At 54.5% G+C, this 23,035-nt stretch carries 23 protein-coding genes; 15 read left to right on the top strand and 8 right to left on the bottom strand.

Annotated elements, in window-relative coordinates:
- Positions 1 to 17 precede the first annotated feature (17 nt).
- From B3729_RS09185 to B3729_RS09160, 6 genes are all read left to right on the top strand, one after another.
- A complete protein-coding gene (locus B3729_RS09185; RefSeq protein ID WP_286787668.1) occupies positions 18 to 1,058 on the top strand; it encodes an RNA methyltransferase in 1,041 nt (346 codons plus the stop codon).
- A gap of 103 nt (positions 1,059 to 1,161) precedes the next feature.
- Positions 1,162 to 1,386, top strand: coding sequence for a hypothetical protein (locus B3729_RS09180; protein ID WP_010794847.1), 225 nt, complete (start codon positions 1,162 to 1,164; stop codon positions 1,384 to 1,386).
- Positions 1,365 to 1,814, top strand: a complete 450-nt coding sequence (locus tag B3729_RS09175; RefSeq protein WP_349677897.1) for a hypothetical protein — start codon at positions 1,365 to 1,367, stop codon at positions 1,812 to 1,814. Before B3729_RS09180 ends, B3729_RS09175 begins: the two co-directional genes overlap by 22 nt.
- Before the next feature lie 127 nt (positions 1,815 to 1,941).
- A complete protein-coding gene (locus B3729_RS09170) occupies positions 1,942 to 2,346 on the top strand; it encodes a hypothetical protein (protein WP_010794849.1) in 405 nt (134 codons plus the stop codon).
- 204 nt (positions 2,347 to 2,550) lie between these two features.
- Complete coding sequence (locus B3729_RS09165) at positions 2,551 to 4,209, top strand: nitrite/sulfite reductase (RefSeq protein WP_286787667.1); 1,659 nt, start codon at positions 2,551 to 2,553, stop codon at positions 4,207 to 4,209.
- Positions 4,193 to 4,693 (top strand): DUF934 domain-containing protein, encoded by a 501-nt coding sequence (locus B3729_RS09160; protein WP_010794851.1) that lies wholly within the window; start codon positions 4,193 to 4,195, stop codon positions 4,691 to 4,693. The genes B3729_RS09165 and B3729_RS09160 overlap by 17 nt, the downstream gene beginning before the upstream one ends.
- A 46-nt stretch (positions 4,694 to 4,739) precedes the next feature.
- Here B3729_RS09160 and B3729_RS09155 read toward each other — a convergent pair whose 3' ends face one another.
- Both B3729_RS09155 and sohB read right to left on the bottom strand, forming a co-directional pair.
- On the bottom strand, positions 4,740 to 5,732 hold the full coding sequence (locus B3729_RS09155) for a YhdH/YhfP family quinone oxidoreductase (protein ID WP_197872229.1): 993 nt from the start codon (positions 5,730 to 5,732) through the stop codon (positions 4,740 to 4,742).
- A gap of 38 nt (positions 5,733 to 5,770) precedes the next feature.
- A complete protein-coding gene (gene sohB, locus B3729_RS09150) occupies positions 5,771 to 6,796 on the bottom strand; it encodes a protease SohB (protein ID WP_286787666.1) in 1,026 nt (341 codons plus the stop codon).
- A 243-nt stretch (positions 6,797 to 7,039) separates the two neighbouring features.
- Here sohB and B3729_RS09145 point away from each other — a divergent pair, with 243 nt between their 5' ends.
- The 3 genes from B3729_RS09145 to B3729_RS09135 all read left to right on the top strand — a co-directional run bounded on the left by B3729_RS09145 (position 7,040) and on the right by B3729_RS09135 (position 9,028).
- Positions 7,040 to 7,351, top strand: coding sequence for an SCP2 sterol-binding domain-containing protein (locus B3729_RS09145; RefSeq protein ID WP_074823987.1), 312 nt, complete (start codon positions 7,040 to 7,042; stop codon positions 7,349 to 7,351).
- 50 nt (positions 7,352 to 7,401) lie between these two features.
- Positions 7,402 to 8,166, top strand: coding sequence for an SDR family oxidoreductase (locus B3729_RS09140; RefSeq protein WP_286787665.1), 765 nt, complete (start codon positions 7,402 to 7,404; stop codon positions 8,164 to 8,166).
- A gap of 82 nt (positions 8,167 to 8,248) precedes the next feature.
- Positions 8,249 to 9,028 (top strand): TSUP family transporter, encoded by a 780-nt coding sequence (locus tag B3729_RS09135; RefSeq protein WP_010794856.1) that lies wholly within the window; start codon positions 8,249 to 8,251, stop codon positions 9,026 to 9,028.
- Here the strand turns inward: B3729_RS09135 and nudC are convergent.
- The 6 genes from nudC to B3729_RS09105 all read right to left on the bottom strand — a co-directional run bounded on the left by nudC (position 8,996) and on the right by B3729_RS09105 (position 14,610).
- Positions 8,996 to 9,826: an NAD(+) diphosphatase gene (gene nudC, locus B3729_RS09130; protein WP_239382847.1), complete on the bottom strand. Its 831-nt coding sequence runs from the start codon at positions 9,824 to 9,826 to the stop codon at positions 8,996 to 8,998. The two genes, B3729_RS09135 and nudC, sit on opposite strands and share 33 nt — an antisense overlap.
- Positions 9,823 to 11,511, bottom strand: a complete 1,689-nt coding sequence (locus B3729_RS09125; RefSeq protein ID WP_286787664.1) for a ferrous iron transporter B — start codon at positions 11,509 to 11,511, stop codon at positions 9,823 to 9,825. The genes nudC and B3729_RS09125 overlap by 4 nt, the downstream gene beginning before the upstream one ends.
- A 36-nt stretch (positions 11,512 to 11,547) precedes the next feature.
- The gene (locus B3729_RS09120) at positions 11,548 to 12,360 is read right to left on the bottom strand and encodes a crotonase/enoyl-CoA hydratase family protein (protein WP_074824395.1); all 813 of its coding nucleotides are present in this window, start codon (positions 12,358 to 12,360) and stop codon (positions 11,548 to 11,550) included.
- A 280-nt stretch (positions 12,361 to 12,640) separates the two neighbouring features.
- Entirely contained in the window at positions 12,641 to 13,384 is a 744-nt protein-coding gene (dnaQ, locus tag B3729_RS09115; RefSeq protein WP_286787663.1) for a DNA polymerase III subunit epsilon, read from the bottom strand.
- Between the two features lie 13 nt (positions 13,385 to 13,397).
- Entirely contained in the window at positions 13,398 to 13,850 is a 453-nt protein-coding gene (rnhA, locus tag B3729_RS09110) for a ribonuclease HI (RefSeq protein ID WP_010794861.1), read from the bottom strand.
- Positions 13,843 to 14,610: a methyltransferase domain-containing protein gene (locus tag B3729_RS09105; protein ID WP_010794862.1), complete on the bottom strand. Its 768-nt coding sequence runs from the start codon at positions 14,608 to 14,610 to the stop codon at positions 13,843 to 13,845. The genes rnhA and B3729_RS09105 overlap by 8 nt, the downstream gene beginning before the upstream one ends.
- A gap of 270 nt (positions 14,611 to 14,880) precedes the next feature.
- Between B3729_RS09105 and gloB the strand changes: the two genes are divergently transcribed.
- The 6 genes from gloB (at position 14,881) to B3729_RS09075 (ending at position 23,031) form a co-directional block, all read left to right on the top strand.
- Positions 14,881 to 15,657 carry a hydroxyacylglutathione hydrolase gene (gene gloB, locus B3729_RS09100; RefSeq protein WP_286787662.1) on the top strand — a complete coding sequence of 259 codons (777 nt, stop codon included), beginning with the start codon at positions 14,881 to 14,883 and terminating at the stop codon, positions 15,655 to 15,657.
- Positions 15,658 to 15,731: 74 nt separating this feature from the next.
- Positions 15,732 to 17,315 carry a LysM peptidoglycan-binding domain-containing protein gene (locus tag B3729_RS09095; RefSeq protein WP_150347080.1) on the top strand — a complete coding sequence of 528 codons (1,584 nt, stop codon included), beginning with the start codon at positions 15,732 to 15,734 and terminating at the stop codon, positions 17,313 to 17,315.
- 155 nt (positions 17,316 to 17,470) lie between these two features.
- Entirely contained in the window at positions 17,471 to 19,300 is a 1,830-nt protein-coding gene (locus B3729_RS09090; protein ID WP_286787661.1) for an extracellular solute-binding protein, read from the top strand.
- Positions 19,300 to 20,382: a microcin C ABC transporter permease YejB gene (locus B3729_RS09085; protein WP_286787660.1), complete on the top strand. Its 1,083-nt coding sequence runs from the start codon at positions 19,300 to 19,302 to the stop codon at positions 20,380 to 20,382. Before B3729_RS09090 ends, B3729_RS09085 begins: the two co-directional genes overlap by 1 nt.
- Positions 20,382 to 21,404 carry an ABC transporter permease gene (locus B3729_RS09080; RefSeq protein ID WP_010794867.1) on the top strand — a complete coding sequence of 341 codons (1,023 nt, stop codon included), beginning with the start codon at positions 20,382 to 20,384 and terminating at the stop codon, positions 21,402 to 21,404. Before B3729_RS09085 ends, B3729_RS09080 begins: the two co-directional genes overlap by 1 nt.
- On the top strand, positions 21,382 to 23,031 hold the full coding sequence (locus B3729_RS09075; RefSeq protein WP_286787658.1) for an ABC transporter ATP-binding protein: 1,650 nt from the start codon (positions 21,382 to 21,384) through the stop codon (positions 23,029 to 23,031). The genes B3729_RS09080 and B3729_RS09075 overlap by 23 nt, the downstream gene beginning before the upstream one ends.
- Positions 23,032 to 23,035: the final 4 nt, after the last annotated feature.

Here is a 23,035-nt window from a genome sequence, read left to right as displayed (position 1 = left end):
AATCAGTAGTCTATTTCATGCGCATCCACGAAGTTCAAAACCGCCTTGCCGACCTCGGCGCCAAACCCATGCACATCGGACGCGTCAGTCGCGCCTGGCTGAAAGGCCTGCCACTCGACACCGGGACACGGCATCAGCAAACGGAAAACTTTCTGCCGCTGACCGTTCGTGAAGGGCTGCCTGAGCTTGCCCGCACACTTGACGGGCTTGCTCGATTGAAATCAGAGCACCCTGCTGCCGATGGCTCGGCGCGCCTGCTCGTAGAGCTGGCCGATGGGCAGATGGTGGAAAGCGTACTGTTGCCTCGGGATGGTCTGTGCGTCTCTACACAAGTGGGATGTGCAGTAGGCTGTGTATTCTGCATGACGGGCAAGAGTGGTTTGCTGCGCCAAGTGGGTAGCGCTGAAATCGTGGCCCAGGTTGCGCTGGCTCGTCGTTTCCGGTCGGTCAAGAAAGTGGTCTTCATGGGGATGGGCGAGCCGGCCCATAATCTGGACAACGTACTGGAAGCGATCGATCTGCTCGGCACAGAGGGCGGCATCGGCCACAAGAACCTGGTGTTTTCAACCGTGGGGGACATGCGCGTATTTGAGCGTCTGCCTCAGCAAACCGTCCGTCCAGCCCTGGCGCTCTCGCTTCACACGACCCGTGCCGACCTGAGACAACAGCTGCTGCCCAAGGCCCCCCGGATAGATCCGGAAGAACTGGTCGAACTTGGCGAAGCCTATGCTCGTCAGACGGGTTATCCCATCCAGTATCAGTGGACGCTCCTGGCCGATATCAATGATAGCCAGGACGAACTGGACGGTATCCTGCGCCTACTCAAGGGCAAGTATGCCGTTATGAATATGATTCCCTACAACAGCCTGGAAAGTGATGATTACCAGCGGCCACGCAGTGAGCGTATCGTTGAGATCGTTCGCTATCTCCACAGCCGTGGTGTACTGACCAAAGTCCGTAATTCAGCCGGTCAGGATATCGAGGGCGGTTGCGGGCAACTTCGAGCGCGCGCCGTGCAGAACGTTGACAGCAAGCGGCTGATCAAGCGGGTCCGCTAAGCGCCACCCCGCCCTGGCGGCACTACCGTACCGCTTTACACATGGACACCCTTTTGCCTGAGGCCTGCTCACTGCGGACAGGCTCGCAGCAATAAGGATGTCCATGAAACTCTCGCCATACGATCATTGCCCCTTCTGCGTCCGTGCCGATATGGTTGCTAATTACAAGCAGGTCGAGCGCGAGAAGATCTACCTTTCCAATGATGACGAAGCTACCTGCTTCGAGCTGATCGGCGCAAAAAGGTGCCTATTCTCCAGCTCAACGATGGCAGCCGCATGGGTGAGCGTCTTGATAATGCCTGAAAGCTGGATGAGCTGGGCAACCTAGAGCGTGTCATACGCACCGGAGTCGATATCAGCACCACTCTTGAATGCATCGACAGCATACTTCTCGCCATTAATGGCCTGCTGTTTCCGCGTAGTGTTGCGATTAGCCCGCCGGAATTCGTAACCCAATCGGGGCGCGATTATTTTCAGCTGCGCAAGGAAGCGATGATTGAGCGCTCATTTGAGCAGGTCCTTGAGGAAATACCCCTCCACAAGCAAAGCGCAGAAAAAATGCTTGTAGGGCTAAAGGTTTTGCCCATACCGGCAGATAACGGTAACACCCTTAGCTGGGACGACGTACTGATCTATCCAACGCTGCGCAACCTGACGATGGTCAAGGGCCTGGCTATGCCACCCCATGTAAGCCACTACGTTGAGTCCGTAGCCGCACTTACCGGCACGTACACCTACTACGACAGCGCCTTGTAAGCAGTCGTTTAAGGCAAAGTTTTTCATCTGCCGGTGCGAAGAGATAGGCCTGTACACGTCCTGTGCAGGAAGGAAACCTGTTAGCTCAAAGGCCTCTGCCCTGGCAGACGCAAAAAGGATCTGTACGATGCCGGATATCGATATCCATCAAGACCCCTTCGTTCAAGGCCTGAAGGAGCGCTTGCCCAGCGACCTGAAAGAGTCGTTCACCGAGGAGCAACTCCAGGCGCTCAAGGTTGCGTTTGGCGCCCGCCAATGGGGAAAGCATGCGATTGACCTTCGCGCCACGTTCAAACTGTGGCGCTGGCGGTACTACTGTGTGTTCCTGGTTGGCCGCAACCGCCGTGATCTGTCCCGGCGCCAGCATGAGCTGTCCCAGATGGCTAAGGCGCTCGTGATTGCTGTTTTCCTGCTGTTTAGTGTCGCGGTTGGCTTGGTAATTCTCTATCTGATCAAATCGGCCCTGAACATCGATATCTTCCCCAACTTCTCGTTTGGTGTGTGGGACTGGTTCAAGAGCCAATTCAACTAGTCCACCTCTGGTAAGACAGCGCTTCCCTTAACCCTAGGACAAGCGCTGCCTTGCCATGCCTGCTTGAAACACCCCTTATCGCCCAAATCGATTTTTATATAAAAAAACATCACTTTTAAGCATATACGGGTGCTGTTATCGTGGGCATATCTGATAAGAACGCGCAGTCGTGCGCGCACAGCCTTAGCCTGAGCAGGATTTTTAATGTACGTATACGACGAATACGACCAGAGGATCGTCGAGGAACGCGTCAAGCAGTTCCGCGATCAGACCCGCCGTTATCTGGCTGGTGAGCTTTCAGGCGAAGAGTATCGCCCACTCCGCCTGCAAAACGGCCTGTATATCCAGCGCTACGCCCCCATGCTGCGTATCGCGGTACCGTATGGCCTGCTCAACACCAAGCAAGTACGCAAACTGGCGCAGATCGCTCGCGACTACGACAAAGGGTATGCCCATGTCAGTACGCGCCAGAACTTTCAGTTCAACTGGCCTGAGCTTGAAGAGATTCCGGATATTCTGGCCGAGCTGGCTACTGTGCAGATGCATGCCATCCAGACCAGTGGCAACTGTATTCGTAACACAACAACCGACCAGTTCGCCGGTGTAGCGGCGGACGAGCTAGTCGACCCACGTCCCTGGTGTGAGATCATCCGCCAGTGGTCGACCTTCCATCCCGAATTCGCCCACCTGCCACGCAAGTTCAAGATTGCCGTGAACGGCGCCAAGATGGACCGTGCCGCCATCGAGGTTCATGACATTGGTCTTGAGGCAGTCAAGAACGAAGCGGGCGAGCTTGGCTTCCGCGTGTTGGTAGGTGGCGGACAAGGCCGTACGCCTTACGTAGGTGCGTTCACCAAGGACTTCCTGCCCTGGCAGCATCTACTGACCTATCTGGAAGCGATCCTGCGCGTCTATAACCGTTATGGTCGTCGGGATAACAAGTTCAAGGCACGCATCAAGATCCTGGTGAAGGCGCTGGGTGAAGAAGCTTTTGCCGAGAAGGTCGAAGCGGAATGGGCGCATCTTAAAGACGGCCCTAGCACCCTGATCGAAGCAGAAGTCGAGCGCGTGTCCAAGTTCTTTGTTGATCCGGCTTATGAAGCGCTCGAAAACCAAAGCGAGGCCTTGACTAAGCTGGACGCCGAGAATCCGGGCTTTGCCCGCTGGAGAAGCCGCAACACCTTCCCGCACAAGAAGCCGGGCTACGTAGCGGTAACGCTATCTCTCAAGCCCACCGGCACAGCGCCTGGCGATATCACTGACAAGCAGCTCGATACCGCTGCCGAACTGGCGGACCGCTACAGCTTTGGCGAGCTTCGTACGTCCCATACGCAAAACATCATCCTGGCTGATGTCCGTCAGGATCAGTTGTTCACGCTGTGGAACGAACTGCGCGAGAATGGTTTTGCGACACCAAATGTGGGCCTTTTAACGGATATGATCTGCTGCCCAGGCGGCGATTTCTGTTCGCTGGCGAATGCCAAGTCCATTCCGGTGGCCGAGTCGATCCAGCGCCGCTTCGATGATCTGGACTATCTGTTCGATATCGGTGATATCGACCTGAACATCTCCGGCTGCATGAACGCCTGCGGGCATCACCATGTAGGCCATATCGGTATTCTGGGCGTAGACAAGAAAGGCGAAGAGTTCTACCAGGTGTCGCTCGGCGGCTATGCCGGTCGTGATGCCAGTCTGGCAAAGATCCTGGGCCCCTCCTTTGCTCAGGACGAAATGCCGGATGTGATCGAGAAGATCATCAATGTTTACGTCGATCAGCGCACCGAAGATGAGCGTTTCATCGATACCTACCGCCGTATTGGCATCGACCCCTTCAAGGAGCGCGTCTATGCAAAGAATCATTAAGGGACGTGAGGTCGTTACCGATAACTGGCACCTGCTGCCAAAGGAAACCACCTTCGAGGAAATTCCCAACAGCGATAACGTCATCATTCCCGCTGCGCTCTGGCTTGAGCATGGTCATGCCTTGACGACACGCGACGGCGGGCTGGGCGTTTGGCTGGATAGCGATGAAGAGCCGGAAAGCATTGCTGATTCCCTGGAGCATTTTCAGGTAATCGCCATTAATTTTCCGGCCTTTACTGACGGTCGCGGCTTCAGCTACGCGCGTCTGCTGCGGGAGCGTTTTGGTTACAAGGGAGAGCTTCGCGCCATTGGCGATGTGCTCCAGGACCAGCTCTTTTTCATGCAGCGTTGTGGCTTTGATGCCTATGTGATCCGTGCAGATCGTGATCCAGAAGCAGCCCTGGCAGGCCTGGACGATTTCACGGTTGCCTACCAGAGCGGTGTAGATCAGCCCCAACCGCTTTTCCGGCGACGCTTGGCCTGATGAAAAAAGCCCCATATTAGCGGGGCTTTTTTTATAGGCTATGTATTCATTGAAGATTGACGAGTGCCCGTCCGATCATTTTACCTGCCAACATCTGATTGATAGTGCCTGGCAGATCATCAAGCGGTACTTCTCGTGTGATTTCATCCAGCCCCTCCAGCCTCCACTCTGCCGAAAGCTTTTCCCACATGGCTGCTTTTACAGATAGGGGCAACTCTACCGAGTCTACCCCCAGTAGATTGACACCACGCAGAATGAACGGAAAGACCGATGCCTTGAAACCACTGCCAGCCGTCAGGCCGCAGCTGGCAACGCTTGCGCCATAGCTCAGGGACTTCACGATATTGAACAGGATGTCACCGCCCACGGTGTCTACCGCGCCGGCCCATTGCTCTTTTAAAAGCGGCTTTTCAATACCATCTAATACCGTGGCACGATCCAGGATCTGTTGTGCGCCAAGGTGATGGAGAAACTCGGCCTGCTCCAGCTTGCCTGTGGAAGCCGCTACTCGATAGCCCAGCTTGCTCAACAACTTGATGGCAAGGCTTCCAACACCACCACAAGCACCCGTTACCAGAACAGTACCCGCTTCCGGTACCAGGCCTGCATGCTCAAGCTTGTCGATACACAACCCAGCCGTCAGGCCTGCTGTACCCAGCGTCATGGCCTCACGTAGCGACAAAGCCTCAGGCCGCTTGATCACCCAGGCAGCAGGAACACGAATGTATTGCCCGAAGCCTCCCGGCGTATCCATGCCAAGGTCATACCCCGTCACGATGACCTCGTCGCCTTCTTTAAACTCATCCGACTGAGATTCGACCACGATACCGGCCGCATCGATACCAGGGGTATGAGGATAACGCCGTGTAACACCGCGATTACCAATCGCCGACAGGGCATCCTTGTAATTGAGCGAGGAATAACAGACCTTGATCAGCACCTCGCCAGCGGGCAGTTCATCGATACGGCGCTGGATGACCTCTTGCTGGAATGCCCCATGAGGGCCTTCCGTAATCCAGAGCGCCTTGAAAGTATCCATCTACCTTCTCCTAATCGTGATGCCTGAAAACCTGGGCATTACTGCCAGGGGCGATGCTGAGTGAATCTACCCCACCATGTCGTAACCAGTCGGTCGACAGTGGCGCTGGCAAACAGACCTACGCGCTCAGGCAATGTCTTTCTTTCAATAAAGCGAACCTGGAAAAGCTCTGCCACTTTGGCTCGCTCGCACAGGTACTCGTCACTGGTCTTGAGTTCATCAACCAGACGCTTACCCAATGCCGATTCACCGAGCCATACCTCTCCTGTGGCCACCTCATCCATGATCAGTTGCGGGCGATACCGATTCACGAAGCTCTTGAAGAGTTCATGGGTTTTCTCTAGGTCTTCCTGGAATTTCTCGCGCCCTTTTTCCGTATTTTCACCGAATACCGTCAAGGTGCGCTTGTATTCGCCAGCCGTAAGAACCTCATAATCGACATCGTGCTTTTTCAGCAGCTTGTGCACGTTGGGTAGCTGGGCAACAACACCGATCGAGCCCAGAATGGCGAATGGCGCACTCAGGATGCGGTCACCGATACAGGCCATCATGTATCCGCCACTGGCAGCAACTTTGTCGACACAGATCGTCAACGGAACACCTGCCTGACGGATGCGTGCCAGTTGCGAGGCTGCCAGCCCATAGCCATGCACCATGCCTCCACCGCTCTCCAGACGAACAACCACTTCATCCTTGGAAGTTGCCATCGTTAATACGGCCGTCACCTCATGGCGCAGTTGCTCAGTGGCAGACGCCTTGATGTCGCCATCGAAATTCAGCACATAGACGTGGCTCTTGGCAGCCCCTTTCTTGCGATTGGCCTTTTCTGCTTTCGCCTCCTCCTTGCGCATCGTCTTGAAGCGTTCCTTGTCAAGGACGCTCTGCTGCAAGCGGAGCCTTAGCGATTTGTAGAAATCATTCAGTTTCTGGACTTCAAGGTGTCCTCCCGTGGCACGCTTGCCTTTACTGCGTAGGGCAGCGATAAAAATCAGCACCGCCATGATGGCAATGACAACCGTAACGGTCTTAATTAGAAAACTGGCGTAATCCGCAAAAAAATCCACATGCTCTCCTTACTGTCGACAAGCCTTCCGCTCATCCACGACTCTTGATCCACTAAGCATACTCATGGCTACGCTTGCCAGCCAGCGGGACACCCAGGCAACTATAGCGTATTCAAACAACCGTATGATTTTCCATTGACAGCGAACACTAGCCACCCTACTCTCGATTCATTGCCGCTGATGAGCGGCTGGGCTAACCGCGGACGCGTCCGCATTCACGTACGACCCCTAAGGATTCCGCATATGAGCAGTGCTGACATCATCGAAAACCTGAAAAGCAAGTTCAATCCTGATGCGGCCGCCGGCCTGGATCTCACTTATCAGTTTGACATCGAAGATGGTGAGAATTATCACCTGGTTGTGAAAGATCAGACTTGCGACGTCAAGGCAGGCAATGCTGACGAGCCGGATTGCACGCTCATCATGACTACCGACACGCTCAAAGGCATCGTTTCTGGCGAAACGGATGGCATGCAGGCCTTCATGGCTGGCAAGGTTCGCGCCGAAGGCAACATGATGCTGGCCATGAAGCTCAGCGAATTGTTCCCTAACTAAGCACGTGAAAGCCGGAGCATGCTCCGGCTTTTTTATAGCGGAGAAATGACATGAGCGCAGCGTTCGATCTTACCGGCAAGACAGCATTTGTCTCTGGCGCAAGCCGCGGCATAGGTGCTGCTATCGCCCATTTGCTCGCTGCGCAGGGTGCTCATGTCATCGTATCCAGCCGCAAGGCCGACGGCTGCCAATCGGTTGCAGACGCGATTAACCAAGCTGGCGGTCAGGCAACCGTCATACCCTGCCATATCGGGGACCTTGATCAAATCAGGCAGACGTTTATCCACATCGGTGAGCGCTTTGGCTCTTTAGATATCCTGGTTAACAATGCCGCTATCAATCCGCAGTTCGGGCATATTCTCGACACGGACGCCGAGGCATTTCAAAAGACGGTTGATGTCAATATCCGCGGATATCTGTTCATGTCCATCGAGGCGGGCAAATTGATGCGCCAAGCCGGCACGGGCGGAAGCATTATTAACATAGCCTCGGTCAACGGCGTTTCGCCGGGCCTCATGCAGGGTGTTTACTCCATCACAAAGGCGGCGGTTATCAACCTCACCAAAGTCTTTGCCAAGGAATGCGCCAGTTTTGGCATCCGCTGCAACGCCTTGCTTCCCGGCCTTACCGATACACGCTTTGCATCAGCATTGGTCAATAACCCCTCCATCCTCAATCTGGCGCTTCAGCAGATTCCGCTCAAGCGTGTCGCACAACCGGACGAGATGGCTGGCGCAGCGCTATACCTTGCCAGTGATGCGTCAAGCTATACCACCGGTACGATCCTAAACGTCGACGGTGGCCTCTTGGCATAACCGCCTGGGCTTTCTAACCCCTCCATTATTAGGCACTATACGGCCCGCCCCGCCGGGATAGCGGTCTTGTCGAGCTGTAGTTATGCCTTATGATTTTGCGCTTGAACCCATCACACTTATTATCCTCGCGGCCGTTGCCTTTCTTGCAGGCTTCATCGATGCCATTGCTGGCGGAGGCGGCCTGCTAACGGTTCCCGCCCTGCTCCTTGCTGGCGTGCCTCCTCACTTGGTACTGGGTACGAACAAGCTGAGTTCGACCTTTGGCAGCGCAACGGCAGCCTATACGTTCTATCGCAAGAAACTGTTTACGCCTCTCAAATGGAAAAATGCCCTGAGCGCTACCGCACTGGGCGCAGCCGTCGGTGCAATTGGCGCACATTATCTTCCTGCACATTGGCTGGACCGGCTACTTCCGCTCGCCGTATTCGGATGCGGTATCTACCTGCTGTTTGGTCGGCTGCCTGAGGCTCCGCTGGATGCTGATGCTCAGATCCCTCGGAAGCGGCAATGGCCACAAGGGTTGGGACTGGGGTTTTACGATGGTTTGATCGGACCAGGCACGGGCGCTTTCTGGACGATCAGCACACTCATTCTCTACCGGATCGATCTCGTCAGGGCCAGCGGCGTAGCGCGCACGATGAATTTCGTCAGCAATGGCGTAGCCCTGGCGGTGTTTATCTGCCTTGGCCAAGTGGTCTGGATGCTTGGACTGACCATGGGTATTTCGCTGATGTTTGGCGCCTACCTGGGCGCCCATACAGCCATAGCCGGAGGCGCAAAATTCATACGCCCCCTGTTTATTCTGGTCGTACTGGCACTGACGGCGCGTTTAGTCTGGCAACACTGGTTCGGGCATGCCTAGCCTGCGTGCGATATAAAGCTCTATGAGGAAACGGGCAATGGACTGTTTGGCTGGCAGCTGGGGCAGATTATCCAGCTTGAACCATTGGGCATCTTCGATTTCCTCCGGCTGGCAAACAATATCTCCGCCAGCATACTCGGCATGGAAGCCCAGCATTAATGAGTGAGGAAAGGGCCAGCTCTGACTTCCCAGGTAGTGCAGGTTCTTGACGTCGACGGCTACCTCTTCCTTGACCTCACGCGCCACGCACGCCTCGATGGTCTCACCTGGCTCTACAAACCCCGCCAAGGTACTGTAAACGCCCGGTGCAAAGCGTGGAGAACGTGCCAGTAAGACTTCATCACCCCGAGTAATCAGCACAATGATACTGGGCGACAAGCGCGGATACTGGGTCAGCCCGCAGGCAGGACAATTAAGCCCGCGCTGCCCCTTGATGATCACAGTAGGCGTAGCGCAGCGGCCACAGTAACGATGGTCATTGGCCCAGGTGCCAATCTGTGCGGCATAACCCAACATCTTGAAGACGGCATGCTCGGCCTTGAGCATCAACGGGCGAAGAGGCTGCCACTCATGACCCTCAAGCTCGGGAGCAGACACGACTTCATACAGGGCAACAGCCTGGCCATCGAAATAGCCCAAGCCGTAGATACCGGATGTTGTCAGCTCTTTTAAAAACGGAGAACTCTGAGAAAACAGAACATTGTCTTCTCGGGTCAGAAAACCCATCGGACTATGGACAATGATCAAACTATCAACACTGCCTGACAGGTCCAGGCAACCCGGCTCCCAATGACTCATGCTGCGGCAACAGGCCTCCACCCTAGGGCACTTACACTCTCTGTAGCCAGCTCGAGGATATCGGGCTGCCCAGAACGGGACGCCATTGCACCGCTTTCAAGGAAGAACTCGATGCTGCTCAATGCATCCGCCAGTACTTCGAGTAGCGAAGCAGTCGGCATGTTCAAATTATTCACCATATGCGCCTGAATATACTGGGCGCAGATACCAGTCAGCTCCGCCGCACGGGCATGCTCCAGAAACAACAGAGCACCTCTCACGTTATGCAGCGTTGCAGGGACATTGGCCAAGTGTATGGCTTCACCCCTAGCGTCCAGATACGCCGAAATGGATTGTTTGGCATTGGAAAGCCCCGTCTTGGCTTCAGCCAGCAGCAGCATCTGGGCCTCGTTCAACAGGTGGTTGCCAAACGACTCGCCCTCCTGCCCTGGCGACGCGGGTACTGGGCAGGTTTCCTTGTCGGTTTCGTGCTCAAAACAGGAAACCAAGCTTTCCACATAAAGGATGGCATCGGCAAGATTGTCGAGCTGTACCTGCTCTACCGCTCCGGCTTTGGCCCACTGATTCAGCACGGGCAAATGTGCTTGCAGGGCTTGACCCGCAGAAGGCTGTCCTACCATGATCAATGTCTTCGCCAGAATACCCAGCTGGATATAGAGTCGGGCATATGCATCAGGCTCAGCCACACGCCGCTCCACAAGATCCAGCAGTTCCTTAACGGTTGCCAACTCTTCATGAATCGCTTGCGAAAGCGATTGCATAACCGCCTGGCTTGGTCCTGTCAGCCTGCGATATTCTCTGTCGAGCATCGCGTCGGTATAAGGCAGCGTATCGATGGAGAACGCTTCTCGCAGCTCTTCAGCGCGGGCACCCGAGCTTTCTGACAAGGCGATAAGGTACAGGAGATCCTTCAGGATACTACGAGGCGGTTCGTACTCCGGTACCGTCAACAGCTGACGGAGCTCACGGTCAAGACGTGAAAACAGCTGCTTCCGGGTCCGGTGAAGTAGCAGGTCGCCCTCTCGAAAAGCTTCAATGGCAGCCGCACCGACCCAACACAGCCTTGCTCCCGCTTGATCACATAAAAGATGGTCGAGGCGCGTCAGTGCACGCTCCATCAAGTTGAGGCTCGCCTTGGGGTTCTGCTCCTTAAGCAGGCCCAGCAAGCCAATCTGATACATTTGCCGCATGCGACGCGTCAGACCGCGCTGCTCGTTGAGAGACAAGTCATCAGTACGTGAGACAGGGTTACGCGGCAGATCCAGCCGGACCGTGAAAAAATAGCATTCAGGTAACGCGGGTTGCCCCGTCACGCGACGCAACTCGTTAATAGCAGGCAGTAACAGCTCCGGCATTTCTTCATAACGGCTGCGGAACTGCTCAAGGTAACGACGCAATACATGCAGGGCGTGACAGAGCGCCATCAAATGGTCGTCACGTTCTGCGCCAGCACCTGCCGGAATGTCAGTCACCAGCTCAAATGTTTCGTGGGCGAGCAGCTCGGCTCCAGCCAGCTCAATAAGGGACAGGGCGCCGCGAATCTGATGAATGCACTCGACGGCACGCTGGAGCAGACTACTGCAGTGCCGCTCCATAATGAAACGCTCTAAATTCTGTTCAGCCTGATCGATGGTCGCGAACAATTCGTCGCGCACCAGACTCAGTGCTCTCGCTCCGGTAACCATACCGTCAAACGCCTCCTGCGCTACATCCGCTTGCCATCAGTCCGGAAACTCCGGAGTTTGCCTGCTCATTTGCGCCGCCAATGCGATACGCAAATCGGTTGATTGCAGCATTGCCGCATTCCATGTGGCGATGTAATCCAACCCCTCATCTACCCGATGATCACGCATATAACCAATCATCGTCTTAGTACCGCGTATAGCCAGCGGTGATTTGGCAGCGATGGTATGCGCCAATGAAAATACGTCTTCCATCATCTGCTCAGCCGTTGCATAGATACGGTTGACCAGCCCCATGGAATACGCTTCCTCACCACTGAAAGATCGCCCTGTGTAAGCCAGCTCTCGCAGCATGCCTTCACCGATCAGATGAGGCAGGCGTTGCAATGAGCCCAGGTCAGCCACCATGCCTAGATCAATTTCCTTCAAGGCAAATTGAGCTCCGGCTGTGGCATAACGCATGTCGCATGCGGCTATCAGGTCAACAGCGCCACCCAGGCAATATCCCTGGATAGCAGCCAGAACCGGCTTGCGACACTGATCGACTGCGTTGAAAGACGATTGAAGTTCAAGAATCTTGGAGCGTAATAACTCCGAATTGCGGCCTACGTCACGTCCTAGCTGACCGGCGGTCTCGCCAAGTAACGAAAGGTCTATACCGGAAGAAAAATGAGGACCTGCACCTGACAGCACAACGGCCCGTACTGAACGCTCCTGATCGGCCCAATGAAAGAGACTGCGTATCTCCTGCCAGAACTCAGCGTTCATGGCATTGATCTTTTCGGGTCGATTGATAATCACATGAGCGACCTTGTCGACACGCTCAAGACGGAACGCGCTGAATTCTTCCATCTGCTCCTCTTCCAAGCTGGAACGATTCTCGAAAACGGGGTAGCGGACAATCAAAAGCCGCCTTGCCTTGATAGCGATATGCCGCTACTCATACTGCGACTTTAGTCACATCATAAAGCAATACGGTTCAGTTGATAATTCGAAATATTTGCACTGATGTGCCAAACAGGCGTTTCCGAGCGTCTGCGTGACATTTTGACAGGAACTGTTCAGCTGGAAAGGCATAGCGATAGGGAAACAACCTTGGCAGTTCGCCTAAACTGCCAAGGTGTAAAAGAGGTTAATGCTGGGTAGTTTGCTCTTCCATCTGAGCCCATAACGCTGGGGCGCCTGCAGACTTCTCAATGGCAGCCAGACGCGCAGCGTGATCGGCCAAATCAGCCGCACTTGCCGTGATGACTCGTGTCCTGGCACGGTCCGCTGGCAGACGGCGAATCGGGCTGATACCGCTGTCATTTCCATCACCTTCCTGCCCCTGCCCAGCAAGGGACAGGGAGGTTTGCCCGCCGGTCATGGCCAGATAAACATCGGCCAGGATCTCAGAGTCCAACAAGGCGCCGTGCAGCTCGCGGTTCGAGTTATCCACTCCATAACGCTTGCACAGCGCATCCAGGCTATTGCGCTGACCTGGATGACGCCCACGCGCCATCATGAGGGTATCGAGTACCGTGCAATGATCTGTAATCTCTGCCCACTCAGGTCGATCACCTAGCAGACGAAACTCGTTATTAATAAAGCCGATGTCGAACGCGGCGTTATGAATGATCAGCTCAGCGCCTTTGATAAACTCAAAGAATTCTTCTGCAATGTCACGAAAGCGCGGTTTGTCCGCCAGGAACTCACTGGTGATACCGTGAACGGCGATAGCACCTTCGTCAATCTCGCGATCAGGATTGAGGTAGACATGAAAATGCCGGCCCGTCAGTCGACGACCAATAACCTCAACACCACCAATCTCGATGATTCGGTGCCCGTCGGTAACGGGCATACCGGTTGTTTCCGTATCGAGTACTACGCTACGCATCTAAAGTCACCTATCACACTGTCCGCAGGGCACGGATTTCATCAACACCACGATTAGCCAGCTGGTCAGCCCGCTCGTTACCGTGATGCCCGGTATGTCCTCTTACCCACTCCCACTCGACTTCATGTCGAGCCACCTGGGCATCGAGGGCTTGCCACAAATCGGCATTCTTGACCGGCTGTTTGGCAGCGGTTTTCCAGCCGCGAGCCTTCCAGCCACGCAACCACTCTGTGATACCACGCATCACGTATTCGGAATCTGTCACGATTCGTACGTGACATGAACGTTTGAGCGCTTCAAGCGCGCGGATGGCGGCCATCAGCTCCATTCGATTGTTGGTCGTAACGGCCTCCCCGCCCCACAATTCCCGCTCGTTGCCCTTGTAGACCAGCAAGGCACCCCAACCGCCAGGGCCAGGATTTCCTTTGCAGGCACCGTCCGTGTAGATCTCTACGATGTCACTCATTCGTTCCGCTCGTTTCGCGACGGCTCACCTTGGCAACCGGCATGGGAATCAGCTTTCCACGGGGTTCACGGCGGGTCTGTGGCAAGGGACGAAGCCCGACCATCAGCTTGCGAGCCGACAATAAATAGAAGCCTGCACCTGGCGAGGGCTCGCCTTCCCGATTGCGCTCCAACCAAGACAAACGATTCTGCCAAACCGGCGAAGAAAGCGGCGGACGATAACACCCGAACCGACGTTTCTCCAACGCGAATCCCAGCAATGCCAACCAATCAGCTACACGGCTGGCACCAATACAACGGGCCTTGCGAAACGCGTCGCGGGCAAAATAATGCCTGACTCCCCAGGTACTCCAAGGGTTGATACCAAGAATCAGCAGATGCCCACCGGGCCTTACGCTAAGGGCAGCCTCTCTCAACAAGCGATGGGGTGAAAGACAGAAATCCAGACCGTGCTGGAGCAACACCACATCTGCTGCATTTTCACCCAGCGGCCAGGCACCTTCTTCGCAGGCGATATCGACACCTGGCAACGGCGGCCCAAGACGCACACCATGACGTAACTGGTCTGCGCCTGGCGGGATCTTCAAGGAGGGGCCATAGTGGACTAAATAACCTCCAAAGTGGCGCTTCAGCTCCTCGGAAAGCAGGCGCTCCTCTTCCTCAATCATTAACTGGCCCAACGGACCATCAAGCCACTGGCGAGCCGAGCGCATCAGCGTCAACCAACGCTCATCAGCCTGGGCGAATGCGTCATTTACCATATGCTTTTCCTCCAGAGGTGCTATAGAGCACCTGGATTTAGAGACGCTTGAGCACCAAGGCGGCACCCTCGATACCAAACAGCAAGTGTCCCCGACGATGGACAGCAATCTACAGACTTTAACCAGTTCTACACATGAAGACTGTATCTTTTCATAATTGCTTGCAGACTTCCGACAAGCGATAAACGCACGACACTGCTTTAGTGCTCGCTTCTGAAACTCATAAACGCCTAATATGCAATTTTGCACATCTAACGGTAGTTACCGCACATGATTCAGATAGACGCCCTTCCCGCCTTTTCCGACAACTACATCTGGTTGTTGCAGGATCCGTCTTCCAAACGTTGTGCCGTGGTAGATCCAGGCGATGCTGCCCCTGTCCTTGAATGGCTGGAACGGCATCCCGGATGGACGCTTACAGACATTCTTCTCACTCATCACCATCACGATCACGTAGGCGGTGTGCAGGCGCTCAAAGGAGCGACAGCGGCCCACGTCTACGGTCCGGCACTGGAAGGCGTACCCTGTCTGGACACCGCACTTAATGAAGGCGACAGCCTTGAAGTTTTTGAGCGCCCCTTTCACGTCCTGCATGTTCCTGGACATACCTTGGGCCATATTGCCTATGTTCGTACCGGCGCTCAGCCTTTGCTGTTCTGCGGCGATACTCTATTTGCAGGCGGCTGCGGCCGATTGTTTGAAGGGACACCTGCACAAATGCATGACTCGTTGCGTAAGTTTGCTCAGCTTGCGCCCACGACCAAAGTGTACTGTGCACATGAATATACGCTGAACAACTTGCGTTTTGCTCATGCCGTAGAACCGACTAATAACGAGCTGACCAAACGATACAGGCAGGTAGAGGCCATGCGCGAGCGAGGCGAAATGACGCTCCCCTCTACCCTAGAGCTAGAGCTTGCTACGAACCCGTTCATGCGCTGTTCAACCCCTTCTGTCAAACGCGCTACGGACGAAAGAAATGGCTTTCCAACCCGCTCGGAAGTAGAGGTTTTCACTACCTTACGCGCATGGAAAGATCATTTCTGAGGACTAGTCAATCTTGACCCTGCGGAGCGGCATTCCTAGAATCGCGCAAATTTTTCCGGGGATGCACTCAGCTAATGCCGCCACAGCCGCCACATAATGCCGACGTAGACGGACTGGCTCGCACCGCGAAACTTTCTGCTCTTTTCCTTGCTGTTTTCCTGGCGGGCTGCCAGGGAATGGCGCCTAAAGACCAGGAACGCTATCTCCCAGAAGACAGCCTGAGCAGCAATATCAATATGCATCGGGAGCCCGAGTGGATAAAGCTCGGCACCCAGAACAAGGCACCCAAGGATATCTGGGATCGCATGCGCAGTGGCTTTCAGCTGCAAAGCGAAATCGGCGTAAATCCCCGTATCGAGCAGCAGCGGCTCTGGTATGTCAGCAACCCGGCCAATATCGAAAAATCGGCTAACCGGGGCGGACTGTACCTGCACTATATTGTCGAAAGGCTTGAAGAGCGGAATATGCCCCTTGAGCTTGCCCTGCTTCCGATTGTAGAAAGCTCCTTCAACCCCTTTGCGCTTTCACGCAGCGAGGCGGCCGGGATCTGGCAATTCATTCCCACTACCGGGCGCTATTTCAACCTGCAACAGACTCGCTGGTACGATGGACGACTGGATATCACAGCGTCTACCAACGCAGCGCTCGATTATCTTTCCAAGCTCCACGATATGTTCAATGGCGACTGGCTACTGGCACTGGCAGCCTATAACGCCGGCGAGGGTACTGTAGGTCGCGCCATTGAACGCAACCAAAAGCTTGGATTGCCTACTGACTACTGGAACCTGTCTTCGCTTCCACAGGAAACACAGGACTACGTACCCAAGCTGCTGGCCGTTTCCCAGCTGATCATGAACCCGGAATCATACGGCATCCAACTGGACTCGATTGCCAACGAGCCCTATTTCGAAGTCGTCAAGATCAAGCAGCATCTAGATCTTGCTAAAGTTGCCAAGCTGGCTGATCTCGATGAGGACGAACTATATCGCCTGAACCCGGCGTATACCCGTCGGGTTACCATGGACGGACCCAAACAGCTCTTGATTCCGGCAGAAAAAGCCGAGTTATTACTCGAAAACCTGGCGAACGAATCCTCTGAAGCGATCGTAAAATGGCAGGAATACACGGTGCGCCGTGGTGATAGCCTGGGCGCTATCGCCAATCGCTATAGCGTAAGCACTCAACAGATCCTGTCACTCAACAAGCTGAAGTCCAGCCGACTGGCTGCAGGCCAGAGACTGATGATTCCTCGCGTATCAGGTAGTATTTCACCAGTCACTAGCCAGAAAGACGTTGCCGCCCTTGTTGAGGAGCCGGTGACTCGTACCTACCGGGTCAGAAGTGGCGATAATCTCTGGACCATCGCTCGCGACAACAAGGTCGAGCTGGGCGACCTGAAACGCTGGAACAATTTGGGCAAGCAGGGCCTTAGGGCAGGCCAGGTACTCAAGCTCTATGGCGCACCGGTGAAAGCAAGCAAGCTAGCCAACAGCAGCAAATCGCGCCAGAACGTGACGTATTATAGAGTCAAGCCGGGCGACTCCTTGTACATGATTGCTAAACATTTCAATGTACAACTGCAATCTATCCAGCAGTGGAATCCCAAGAGTGGAAAAAACCTCACGCCTGGCCAAACCTTGACCTTGTATCTCGATTGATGGGTCTTGGTGCGTCACAGGTAGTCATATACGTCTCTTTTTCCTGCTGAAACGAACTGGTACCGTTACTGCTCAACGCCTTACAGAAAGAGTTCTGCCTGGCCGTACAGCTTATGATCAAGCCAGCCTCTCCGACACATACAATGAGCGCTAAGATGGCCCTTCGTTTTTCTGCCTGGATTCATGGCGCTCTTTTCGCCGCCGCGCTAGGGCTGGTGTATGGTAACGCCCATGCTGCCCCTCAGCATGCAGTTACCTTGTATGATGAGGCCCCCAAGTATCCAGCAAACTTTAGTCATTTTGATTACACCAATCCAAATGCTCCTAAAGGCGGCACCCTACGCCTGTCCGGCTTCGGTGGCTTCGATACGCTCAATCCCTTCAACAACAAGGGAACGCCCCCTGCCCAGATCAGCCTGATTTATGAAACGCTGACATTTCATGCTCAGGATGAGCCTTTCACCGAATACGGGTTGCTGGCCGAAAAGATCGAAAAAGCCTCTGACAACAGCTACGTTCGCTTTTACCTGCGTCCCCAGGCTCGATTCAATGATGGAACACCAGTCACGGCTGATGACGTAGTGTTCACCTTCAACGCGTTGGTCAATCAGGGCGATCCGCTCTACCGCAGCTATTACGCGGATGTAAAAGAAGTCAAAGCTGAGAGCCGGCTGGTGGTCCGTTTTGACTTCAAGACAACCCAAAATCGTGAGCTGCCTCTTATTCTGGGGCAGCTACCGGTTCTGCCAAAGGCATGGTGGGCCAGCCGGGACTTTGGGAAGTCTTCTCTGGAACCACCTCTTGGTAGCGGTCCTTACCGAATCGCCAGCCTGCAGGCCGGGCGCTCGCTTAGGCTTGAGCGTGTAAAAGACTGGTGGGGTAAGGATCTTGCCGTTAACAAGGGCTTCTACAACTTCGACACTATCACGGTTGACTACTACCGTGACCAGAACGTAGGGCTGGAGGCGTTCAAGGCGAATCAGTTCGATATAAACCAGGAGATGTCCGCCAAGAATTGGGCAACTGCTTACGAAACGCCGGCCTTGAGAGAAGGACGCATCGTCAAGGCAGAAATACCTAATCATGAGCCTCAAGGCATGCAGGCTTTTATTTACAACCTGCGCCGTCCCATGTTTCAGGACAAGCGGGTACGCCAGGCTATTGCGCTCCTGTTCGACTTTGAATGGAGCAATCGTCAGCTGTTTTACGGCGCCTATACACGTAACAACAGTTACTTCGAAAACTCCGAACTGGCTGCCAGAGGACTACCCGGCCCAGAAGAGCTGAAGGTTCTGGAACCTCTACACGATCAACTGCCTCCACAAGTCTTTAGCCAATCGCTGGAGCCTTCCCGTACCGACGGAAGCGGAATTATCCGACCGCAACAACGAGAGGCGTACCGGCTCTTGCTGGAAGCGGGCTATCACATCGAAAACGATCGCATGGTGGATACACAAGGAAATCCATTGCGCTTTGAGTTCATGTTGGCCCAACCCGCCTTTGAAAGAGTGCTGCTGCCCTACAAACGCAACCTCGCGGAAGTTGGTATCACCCTGGATATTCGGCGGGTAGATGTATCCCAGTTCGTCAATCGTGTACGCTCCCGCGACTTCGATATGACAATTTTCAGCTGGCCACAGTCCAGCTCGCCCGGTAATGAACAGCGTGACTTCTGGCACTCAACCAGTGCAGATGACCCTGGAAGTCGTAATCTGCTCGGACTGAAGGACCCTGCCATCGATCGTCTCGTGGAGATGCTAATCGGCGCCGATACTCGTGCTTCACTAATTACCCATGCCAAAGCGCTAGATCGCGCCTTGCTTTGGGGGTATTACGTCGTTCCCAACTGGTATACCGACCGCTGGCGAGTTGCCTACTGGAACCGCTTCGGACGCCCCGCTAAGCAACCCGACTCCGATTTCGGCCTTATGACTTGGTGGCAAGTCAGCGATACGGCACGCAAAACGTCGCAGGTGAATCCCTGATGCTGTCCTATGCCCTGCGGCGATTGCTGCTGATTATTCCTACGCTGTTCGGCATTTTGCTCATCAACTTCATTATTATTCAGGCCTCTCCTGGCGGTCCTGTTGACCAGGCCATGGCTCGCCTGCAAGGTTTGGGCGCGGGTGGCGCAACAAGCCGCATTACGGGCAGCGGGAGCGAGTCGGCAGAGCATGGCAATACACATTATCGCGGTGCCCAGGGCCTGGATGAGGATCTGATCAAGCAGCTCGAAAAGCAATACGGTTTTGATAAACCTGCAACGCAGCGCTTCTGGCTGATGATAAAAAGCTATGCCCAACTGGATTTTGGCCAGAGCTTTTTCAGGGACGCCAAAGTAACTGACCTTATCCTGGAAAAGTTGCCGGTCTCAATTTCCCTTGGCCTGTGGAGTACACTGATTCTGTATCTGGTCAGCATTCCACTGGGCATTACCAAGGCTATCCGCCACGGCAGTACGTTCGATGTATGGACCAGCTCCGCCATCGTCATTGGCTATGCGATCCCAGCCTTTCTGTTCGGTATCCTGCTGATCGTACTGTTTGCAGGCGGCAGTTACCTGCAGTGGTTTCCACTGCGTGGCCTGACATCACCCAACTTCGACGAACTGACGCTAGGTAGCAAGATCGTCGACTACTTCTGGCACTTGGCGCTCCCGGTAACTACCCTTGTGATCGGCGGCTTTGCAACGCTTACGTTATTGACCAAGAACAGTTTTCTGGACGAAATCAATAAGCAGTATGTCATCACCGCACGGGCCAAAGGCCTGACAGAGCGCCGCGTCCTCTATGGGCATGTTTTTCGAAACGCCATGCTTTTGGTCATATCAGGTGTCCCTGCGGCATTACTGGGCGTATTTTTCACCGGCTCATTATTGATTGAAGTGATCTTTTCCCTGGATGGCCTCGGGCTGCTTAGCTTCGAGTCAGTCATGAGCCGGGATTACCCAGTCGTATTCGGAACACTGTTTTTATTCACTCTGTTCGGGTTGGTGACCAAATTAATCAGCGACCTGACTTATATGCTGATCGATCCTCGCATTGACTTTGAAAGCCGAGACTACTGATGCCGCGTCTTTCCCCCCTCAATCAACGCCGCTGGAGTCGCTTCAAGGCTCATAAACGAGGCTGGTATTCGCTCTGGCTGTTTATCGTCCTGTTTGTTCTTTGTCTCTGCGCAGAGCTTATTGCCAATGACAAACCCTTGGTCATTCATGTCGATGATCAGTGGTATTTCCCTGCGTTGGTGCATTACAACGAAACCGACTTTGGCGGTGAGTTTCCTCTGGAGCCCAATTACAAAGGCCCCTACTTCGAAAAGCTGATGACTGAAAAAGCAGCCTCTATGGTATGGCCGCTCATTCCGTTCAGCTACGACAGCATCAATTACGACCTCAATATCCCAGCCCCCGCCCCACCCTCGGCACAAAATTGGCTAGGGACGGATGATCAGGCAAGAGACGTTCTGGCCCGTATCATCTATGGCTTTCGCATATCGGTCCTATTCGCCTTGATTCTAACCATCGGCAGCAGCCTGATTGGCGTGCTTGTAGGCGCGCTACAAGGTTATTTCGGCGGTTGGGTAGATCTTCTAGGGCAGCGCTTTCTGGAGATCTGGTCAGGTCTGCCCGTGCTGTTCCTACTGATCATCCTGTCCAGTTTTGTACAGCCTAACTTCTGGTGGCTGCTGGGCATCATGCTGCTGTTTTCATGGACGTCTCTGGTAGATGTTGTGCGCGCTGAATTCTTGCGTGGCCGTAACCTTGAATATGTACGTGCGGCACGCGCGCTCGGCATGAAAGATCCTGCGATCATGTTTCATCATATTTTGCCAAACGCCATGATCGCTACCATGACCTTTCTTCCCTTCCTGCTCACGGCAGCGATTGGAACCTTAACGTCCCTGGATTTTCTAGGGTTTGGGCTTCCGGCTGGTGCACCCTCCCTGGGCGAGCTGATCGCTCAGGGTAAAGAAAATCTGCAGGCGCCCTGGCTGGGCATCTCGGCCTTTGTGACATTGGCCTTGATGTTAAGCCTTCTAGTATTCATTGGCGAGGCGGCACGCGATGCATTCGACCCCCGAAAATAACGTGGCGTCTTCTGCCCAGCAGACCACCCGACTGCTTGAAGTGCATGATCTGTGCGTCGAATTTCGCAACGGACAAGAGGTAGTTCGTGCAGTCGAGCAGGTATCGTTCGATATTTACCCTGGCGAGACCTTGGCTCTTGTCGGTGAAAGCGGCTCGGGCAAGTCTGTAACAGCTCATTCGTTGCTGCGTTTATTACCAGCGTCCACCGCCCACTATCCTGCCGGCCGTATCCTGTACGGTGGCCAAGATCTGCTGAAGTTGCCTGAAAGGAAACTGTACGGAATACGCGGGAATCGCATCGCCATGATCTTTCAGGAGCCGATGACGTCCCTCAACCCACTGCATACACTCGATAAGCAGCTAGGCGAAGTCTTGGCGCTGCATAAAGGCATGAAAGGTCCTGCCGCACGCAAGCGTATGGTCGAACTTCTCGATCTGGTAGGCATTCCCGATCCAGCCAGCCGCCTTTCAGCTTACCCACATGAGCTTTCGGGCGGTCAGCGTCAGCGCGTCATGATTGCCATGGCGCTGGCATGCGAGCCGGATCTGCTCATTGCTGACGAGCCCACTACTGCACTGGATGTTACCGTTCAGCAAAAGGTTCTACACCTTTTGAAAGATCTGCAGAAGCGATTAGGCATGTCGATCCTGCTTATCAGCCATGATCTGAACCTGGTACGTCAGATTGCCGATCGAATATGTGTCATGCAACGTGGTCGCATCGTCGAACAGGAAACGTGCAAGACGCTGTTTCAACATCCACAGCATCCTTACACACAGTTACTGCTGGCAGCGGAGCCGAGTGGCGACCCGATTCCCAGCCATCCTGCACCTGTAGAACTGGCTACTGAACATTTGAGCGTCTGGTTTCCGATTCGTAAAGGGCTGTTTCGTCGAACGGTTGATCACGTAAAAGCCGTTGACGACGTCTCACTAGCGGTTCCACGAGGTCAAACCTTGGGCATTGTGGGTGAGAGCGGCTCTGGTAAAACCACATTGGGCCTGGCCATTCTTCGTCTATTGGAAAGCCGCGGCCGCATACGCTTCGGCAATCAGGCGCTTGATCAGTTATCCTCTGCCCAAATTCGACCGTTGCGGCGACAGATGCAAGTGGTCTTTCAGGACCCTTACGGTAGCCTGAGTCCACGCATGTCCGTTAGCGACATCGTGGGAGAAGGACTGAGAATCCATCGCATAGGAACACCAGAAGAACAGGAGACAGCAATAATCGGGGCATTACGGGAGGTAGGACTCGATCCAGAGGTCCGCCATCGTTATCCTCACGAGTTTTCAGGTGGGCAACGGCAACGCATCGCCATTGCCCGGGCTCTGATAGTGAAACCTTCGTTGATCTTGCTGGATGAGCCTACCTCAGCGCTCGACAGGACAGTTCAGCGGCAGGTCGTGGACCTGCTTCGCGATCTGCAGGCCAAACACAATCTGACTTATCTGTTCATCAGCCATGACCTGGCTGTTGTAAGAGCGCTGAGTCACCAACTGCTGGTGATGAAAGCGGGCCAGGTTGTAGAACAAGGGAGTGCTGAAGATGTCTTTCAACGACCTCAGCACCCGTATACACGGCAGCTATTGGATGCGGCACTTGCATCGTCCGCCCCTGCCTATTAACCAA

Source organism: Pseudomonas sp. UBA3149, assembly GCF_002364655.1.
Taxonomy (GTDB): Bacteria; Pseudomonadota; Gammaproteobacteria; order Pseudomonadales; family Pseudomonadaceae; genus Chryseomonas; species Chryseomonas luteola.
The sequence above is the reverse complement of the archived record's forward strand: the minus strand, read 5'-3'. Positions and strand labels throughout refer to the sequence as shown.